Genomic DNA, 7,898 nt, shown 5'->3' on the forward strand with positions numbered 1-7,898 from the left:
TATCGCCGGCCCGTTCGACGAGGACGCCTTCCGCGACGCCGTGGCCCGCGTCGTACGCCGCCACCCCGTGCTGCGCACCTCCTTCAACCTCGCCGACTACAGCGAACCCCTGCAACTGGTCCACCCCACGGCGGAGATGCCCTTCTCCGTCAGCGACCTGCGCGGCATGGGCCGGGCGGAGCAGGAGGAGGCCGTCGCCGCCCATGTGCTCGCCGAGCGCGGCCGCCGCTTCGACCACGAGCGTCCCCTGCTGCTGCGCTTCGCCGTCCACCGGCTCACCGACGACGTCTTCCAGTGGACGGTCACCGAGCACCACGCGATCTTCGACGGCTGGAGCCTGCACTCGTCGCTGGCCGAGATAGCCGGTGTCTACCAGCAGTTGCTGGCCGGCGAGGAACCGGATATGACGCCCCCGCGGTCCGCCTACCGCGACTTCATCGCCGCCGAGAAGCGGGCCGTGCGCTCCGAGGAGAGCGAGCGCTTCTGGCTCGACCGGGTCGCCGACCGGCCCGACTGCCGGCTGCCGCGCTGGCCCGCCGAACGCCCTTCGGCGCTCGTCGGCCGGGCCGCGGACGACGAGTGGCGTGAACACAACGAGGCCGAGGGCTACGGCTCCGTGGAGACGCTGCTGCCCCAGGACGTCTGCGACGGCCTGCAGGAGTTCGCCAAGCGGTGCAAGGTGCCGTTCAAGTCGGTCGTCCTCGCCGCGCATCTGCGGGTGATCAGCCTGGTGTCGGGCAGCTCCGACGTCCTGGTCGGGCTCACCGCGAACGGCCGGCTGGAGGAGGCCGACGGCGCCGAGGCCCGGGGACTGTTCCTCAACACCGTCCCCTTCCGCCTGCGACTGCCCGACGGCGACTGGACCGACCTGGTACGCGCCGTCTTCGCCGCGGAACGCGAACTGCTGCCCCACCGCCGCTACCCGCTCGGCGCGCTGCAGCGCAGACTCGGCGGCGGCCCGCTGTTCGAGGTCAACTTCGTCTACAACCACTTCCACGTGCTGGGCCGGTCGTTCGGCGAGGGCCGCATCCGCATCGACGACGGGAAGATCGACAGTTTCAGCACCGTACGGGCCGAACCCACCAACTTCCCCCTGAACGTCGGTGTGATCCGCAACCCGTACTCCTCGCGGCTGCTCCTCGGCATGGACTACCACACCGATGTCCTCACCCAGGACCAGGTACTGCTGATGCGCGACTACTACGTGCGGATCATGCGTGCCATGACCACCGACCCGCAGGCCCTGCACCGCGAGGTGCCGCTGCTCGGCGAGGCGGAGAGCGCGCTGCTCGCCTCCTGGAACGACCACCCGGCCGAGGTGCCGGACACTCCCGTGCACCAGATGGTGGAGGCCCGCGCTGCGGTATCACCGGACGCGGTCGCCGTGATCGCCGGTGAGGAGGCGGTGACGTACCGGGAGCTGAACGTCCGCGCCAACCGGCTCGCGCACCGGCTCCGCGGGCTCGGCGTGGGACCCGACGTCTGCGTCGGCCTGTGCATCGAGCGGTCCGTGCACATGGCCGTGGGGCTGCTGGCCATCCTCAAGGCCGGCGGCGCCTATGTGCCCCTGGACGCGGAATCCCCGGCCGAGCGCATCGAGTTCATGCTGACGGAAGCCGGCGCGCCGCTGGTACTGACGGCCGGCTCCACCACCGGGCGGACACCGCCCGGACCCTGGTCGATCATCGACCTGGACGGGGAGCCGCCGGCCGGCGAGCAGGAGAACCCGGACAACCCCCCGCACACGGCCGGTCCGGACCACATCTGCTATGTCATCTTCACCTCCGGCTCCACCGGCCGCCCCAAGGGGGTGGTGACGCTGCACCGCAACGTCACCGAACTGCTGGTGGGCGGACCCTTCCTGGAACTGACCGAAGCCGACACCCTGCTCCAGCTCGCCCCGCTCCCCTTCGACAACTCCACCTTCGAGATATGGGCCCCCCTCGTCGGGGGCGCCCGACTCGTCATGGCCCCGCCGACGCGGTACGGGCCCGGCGACATCGCCGCCTGGGTCGCGCAGCACCAGGTGAACGTCCTGCACGCGACAGCCTCGCTGTTCGCCCTGCTGGTGGAGCACGAGCCGGGGACCTTCGACGGGCTGCGCCGCTTCCTGACCGGCAGTGAGACGGTCTCGCCCCGCCACGCCGAACTGATCCTGGCACGCTGCCCCGGCCTGGAACTCGTCAACTGCTGGGGCCCGACGGAGACCACCACCTTCTCCGTATGCGGTGTCTACACCGGGGACACCCTGCCGCCCGGCCCCTTGCCGCTGGGCAGCCCCCTGGTGAACACCGAGGTCTGGGTGCTCGACGAGGCGGGACTGCCGGTGCCCGTGGGCACCCCGGGTGAACTGCACGTCTCTGGCCCCTGCCTGGCCCGCGGCTATCTGGGCAGCCCCGGCATGACCGCCGACCGGTTCGGCCCGCACCCCCGGATACCGGGCGCACGGCTGTACCGGACCGGCGACCGCGGCCGGTGGTCCGTCGACGGGCGGGTCGAGTTCCTCGGCCGCGTCGACCACATGATCAAGATCCGCGGCTACCGGATCGAGCTGGGCGAGGTCGAGACCGTGCTGCGCGCTCACCCCGACCTCAGCGAGTGCGCCGTCGTCGCACGCCAGGACGGTGCCGGTCCGGCCGATCTGGTCGCCTACGCGGTGCCGCGCGGTGCCGAACCCTCCCGCGGTGAGCTGCGGGCCTGGCTCGGCGCACGCCTGCCGAAGTACATGGTGCCGCGGCTGTTCGTCTTCCTGGACGCGCTGCCGCTCACCGCGCGCGCCAAGGTCGACCGCAGGGCGCTGCCCGCGCCGGAGGGAGAACGTCCGGCACTGGAAGTGGAGTTCGTACCGCCTCAAGGGGAGGTGGAGGAGTTCCTCGCCGGTGTGTGGTGCCGGGTGCTCGGGCTGGACCGGGTGGGGCGGCACGACGACTTCTTCGACCTCGGCGGTGACTCCATCCGCTCCATCCAGGCGCTCGGTCAGGCCCGTTCGGCGGGTGTGTCGTTCGGGCTCCAGGACCTCTTCCGCCGCCCCACCCTCTCCGGGCTCGCCGAGCTGGTGACGGCTGCGGGAGAGGCGGCGGCGGTGCGTCCCGCGGCCGAACCGTTCTCGCTGCTGTCCCCGGAGGACCGGGAGCTGCTGCCCGCCGCTCTCGAGGACGCGTACCCAATGGCCGAGCTCCAGATCGGCATGGTCTACGAGGGGGAGCGGGACCCCGTCCGGCGGCCGTACCACAACGTCCACGCGCTCCGCGTCGACGGCCCCTTCCACGAGGAGCGGTTCCGCGACGCCGTCGCCCGTGTGGTGCGGCGCCACGCCGTTCTGCGAACCGCGTTCGACCTCTCCCGCTACAGCCGTCCCGTGCAGTTGGTCCACGCCGAGGCGCGGATGCCGTTCGCCGCGCACGACCTGCGCGGCGAGGACGAGTCCGGTCGCCGCGCCACCCTGGCCCGCCATGTGCGCGAGGAGCAGACGAAGGACTTCGACCTGGCCGTGGCACCGCTGTGCCGGATGGCCGTGCACGTCCTCGACGACACCGGCTTCCACTGGACGATCACCGAACACCACGCCGTCCTCGACGGCTGGAGCCTCGCGTCGACCATCGCCGAGATCACCGGCGTCTACCACCGGCTGCTGGCGGGGGAGGACCCCCGGCTCGATCCGCCGCGCTCCTCCTTCCGGGACTTCGTCGCCGCCGAACAGGAGGCGCTGAACTCCGCGGAAAGCAGCGGCTACTGGCTGGCGAAGATGGACGGCAGGCCGGACGGCCGGCTGCCCCACCACCCGGCGGGCCGGCCGGCCCGGACCGTCGGGGAGCCCCTGGAGGGCGAGCATCACGAGCACCACCCCGACCAGGGGCACGGTGCGCTGACCGCGGTCCTGCCGAGAGAACTGCTCCGCATGCTGGAGGAGTTCGCCCGCAGCAGCCGGGTGCCGTTCAAGTCGGTGGTGCTCGCCGCGCATCTGCGGGTGATGAGTCTGGTGACCGGAGATCCCGACGTGCTGGTCGGGCTGACGGCCAACGGGCGGCTTGAGGAGACGGACGCCACGGAGGTGCGCGGCCTGTTCCTCAACACCGTGCCCTTCCGCCTCCGGCTGCCCGAGGGGACTTGGACCGACCTCGTGCAGGCGGTGTTCGATGCCGAGCGGGAGCAGATGCCGCACCGCCGGTATCCGATGCCGGCGCTCCAGCGTGCGCTGGGCGGCGGGGCGCTCTTCGAGGCGAGCTTCGTCTACAACCACTTCCACCAACTCGGCCGGCACGTGGCGGGCGACGGCGCGGTGAGCGTCACCGCATCCGGCACCGGCACGGCCGGAGCCGTCGCCCGTACCCACTTCCCGCTGGTCGTCGCGGTGAGCAGGGAGCCGGACGCCGCGGGGCTGCGGCTGGAGTTCGAATACGACGCACGTCGACTGAGTGCTGATCAGATCCGGTCCCTACGGGGCTACTTCGTCCACACATTTGAGGAGATGGCCCGCACCCCCACCGCACACCACCGCGAGGCAGAACTGCTCGGCGGGACGGAGCGGGCACTGCTCGCCGAGTGGAACGGCGACGCCGTGCAGGTGCCGCCCGTTCTGGTGCACCAGCAGGTGGAACGGCGTGCCGAGGCGAGCCCCGAGGCGGTGGCACTCGTCGCCGGCGGCGAGACGCTGACCTACGGGGAGCTGAACACCCGGGCCAACAGGCTCGCGCACCACCTGCGCGGGCTGGGCGTGGGCCCCGAGACCGCCGTCGGGGTGTGCGTGCCCCGCTCCCCGGAGACGGTGGTGGCACTGCTTGCGGTCCTGAAGGCCGGCGGCGTCTATGTGCCGCTCGACCCGGACTTCCCCGCCGAGCGCCTGACCCGGATGCTCCGGGGGACCGCCGCCGCTGTGGTCCTGACCGCGGCGGGCACCGGCACACGGCTGCCGCACGGCCCCTGGCGCACCCTCGACCTGGACACAACGGACCTGCCCGACGACGGCCGGGGCACCGGCAACCCGGAGAGCCCGGTCGGCCCGGACAACGGCTGCTACGTCGTCTTCACCTCCGGCTCCACCGGCAGCCCCAAGGGCGTCACCGCACGGCACCGCAACGTCACGGAGCTGCTGCACGGCGGGGAGTGCCTGACGCTGCGCCCGGACGACACCCTGCTGCATATCGCGCCGCTCTCCTTCGACGTGGCGACCTACGAACTCTGGGCCCCGCTGGCGGCGGGCGCCCGCCTGGTCCTCGCCCCGCCGGTGCGCATCACACCCGCCGCCGTGGCGGGCTGGGTGGCCGAGCACGGTGTCACCGTCCTGCACGCCACAGCGTCGCTGTTCGCCCTGCTGGTGGACCAGGAGCCGCAGATGTTCGACGGGCTGCGCCGCGTCCTCACGGGCAGCGAGACCGTCTCGCCCGCCCACGCGGCCAGGGTCCTGGCCGAACGCCCCCGGCTGGAACTGGTGAACTGCTGGGGGCCCACGGAGACCACCACCTTCTCCGTGTGCGGCGCCTTCACCCGGCAGACGCTCCCCTCGGGGCCGCTTCCGCTGGGCAGGCCGCTGGCCAACACCGAGGTCTGGGTCCTCGACGACGCCGGGCTGCCGGTGCCGGTGGGCAGCCCGGGCGAGCTGTGCGTCTCAGGACCCTGCCTCGCCCGCGGCTACCTCGGGGACCCGGCCCTGACGGCCGACCGCTTCGTACCGCATCCGCAGGTTCCCGGCACCCGGCTCTACCGCACCGGCGACCGGGGGCGCTGGTCGGCGGACGGCCGGGTGGAGTTCCTGGGCAGGACCGACCACCTGGTCAAGGTCCGCGGCTACCGGGTCGAGTTGGGCGAGGTCGAGGCCGCCCTCGGCGAACACGGCGACGTGCGCGCGTGCGCCGTCGTGGCACACCGGGACCCGGCGAGTGGCTCGGCGGAACTGTGCGCCTACCTGGTGGCCGAAGGCCGGGCGCCGTCGGTGCGCGAGCTGCGCCGCCGGCTCGGGCGGCACCTGCCCGAGTTCATGGTGCCGCGCAGGTTCGTGGTGCTCGACGAGCTTCCGCTGACCGCGCACGGCAAGGTGGACCGCGGTGCGCTGCCCGCCCCCGAGGGCGAACGGCCGGACCTCCAGGTGCGGTTCGCACATCCCGTCGGCCCGGTCGAGCAGCTGCTGGCAGGGCTGTGGCGCCGGGTGCTCGGAGTGCGCAGCGTCGGCCGCCACGACGACTTCTTCGACCTCGGCGGCGACTCCATCCGCTCCATCCAGGTGCTGGGCGCGGCTCGCGAGGCCGGGCTGTCCTTCGCCCTCCAGGACCTGCTGGACCACCCCACCCCGGCCGGCCTGGCCGACCGTGTGAGGACGGGCACCACGGCGGGCGCCGAAGCGGAGCCGGTGACGGCGACCGAGCCCTTCTCCCTCGTGGCCCCGGTGGACCGGCCGCTGCTCCCGGCGGGCCTGGAGGACGCCTACCCGCTGGCAGAGCTCCAGTCGGGCATGGTCTACGAGATGGAACGGGACCCGGAGCGGAACCCGTACCACAATGTCGAGACGCTGCGCGTGAGCGGCAGGTTCGACGAGACGGCCTTCCGCGCCGCCGTGGCCCGCGTCGTGGACCGGCACCCCGTACTGCGGACCTCGTTCGACCTGGGTTCCTTCAGCGAGCCGATGCAGCTCGTCCGCCCGACGGCGCGGATGCCCCTCGCCGTCCGTGATCTGCGGTCCGGGAACGCGGCGGACCAGCGGGACACCCTGAACGCCCATGTGCGGGACGAGCGGCGGCGGCTGCTCGACCTCTCGGCGGCCCCGCTGTGCCGGATGGCCGTCCACATCCTGTCCGAGGGCGCGTTCCAGTGGACGGTCACCGAGCACCACGCGATCCTCGACGGCTGGAGCCTGGCCTCCACCCTCACCGAGGTGATCGACGTCTACCGGCTGCTGCTGGCCGGTGAGGAGCCGCCGGACGTACCGGTGCGCTCCCTCTACCGCGACTTCGTCGCCGCCGAGCGGGCGGCGCTCGGGTCCGCGGAGACCGAGCGGTTCTGGCTGGAGCGGATGGCCGAACGCCCCGACGGGCGACTCCCGCGCCTGCCCGCCGGGGACACCCTGCCGGCGCTTGGCGAGAAGGCGGGCAGCGAGTGGTGCCGCGACGGCGACGGCGACGGGTACGGTGCGCTGACGACCGCCGTGCCGCGCCATGTCCTGGGCCCCCTGCAGGAGTTCGCCCGCAGCGCGGGTGTCCCGTTCAAGTCGGTCGTGCTCGCCGCGCATGTCCGTGCGGTGTCGGTCGCCACCGGCAGCACCGACGTGGTCATCGGCCTGTCGTCCAACGGACGGCTGGAGGAGGCCGACGGCGCCGAGGCCCGCGGACTGTTCCTGAACACCGTGCCGTTCCGGCTGCGGCTGCCCGCGGGAAGCTGGACGGATCTGGTACGGGCGGTGGCCGCCGAGGAACGCGAGCTGTTCCCGCACCGCCGGTATCCGATGGCCGCCTTGCGGCACGCGCTGGGCGGTGACCTCTTCGAGGTCGGCTTCGTCTACCACCACTTCCACCAGTTCGGGGGCCTCGCCGAGGACGGCACGGTACGGACCGCGGACTTTGGCCCTGAGCCGGTGGGCGGAGCCGCCCGGACGACCTTCCCGCTGCTGGTCTCGCTCAGCAGGGAGCCGGGCACCGACGGGCTTCGGCTGGAACTGGAGTACGACGCACGCGAGCTGACCGGCGACCAGGTGCGCCTGCTGCGCGACTACCACCTCCGTGCGCTGGAGGCGATGGCCGCCGATCCTGCGGCGGACCACACGGAGGCCTCGCTGCTCGGCCCTGCGGAGCGGGGGGTGTTGGGGGAGTGGGGTGGTGGTGGGGAGTTGTTCGGTGTGGGGACGGTGCATGGTGTGGTGGCTGCTCGGGCGGCGGAGTGTCCGGATGCGGTGGCTGTGTCGTGTGGGGGTG

At 72.7% G+C, this 7,898-nt stretch carries 1 protein-coding gene; it reads left to right on the forward strand.

The window, feature by feature from the left end:
* Positions 1–7,898: non-ribosomal peptide synthetase (locus SCWH03_RS28120; protein ID WP_173267732.1), on the forward strand; the 7,898-nt coding region annotated here is incomplete at both ends.

This window comes from Streptomyces pacificus, assembly GCF_011766325.1.
Classification (GTDB): domain Bacteria; phylum Actinomycetota; class Actinomycetes; order Streptomycetales; family Streptomycetaceae; genus Streptomyces; species Streptomyces pacificus.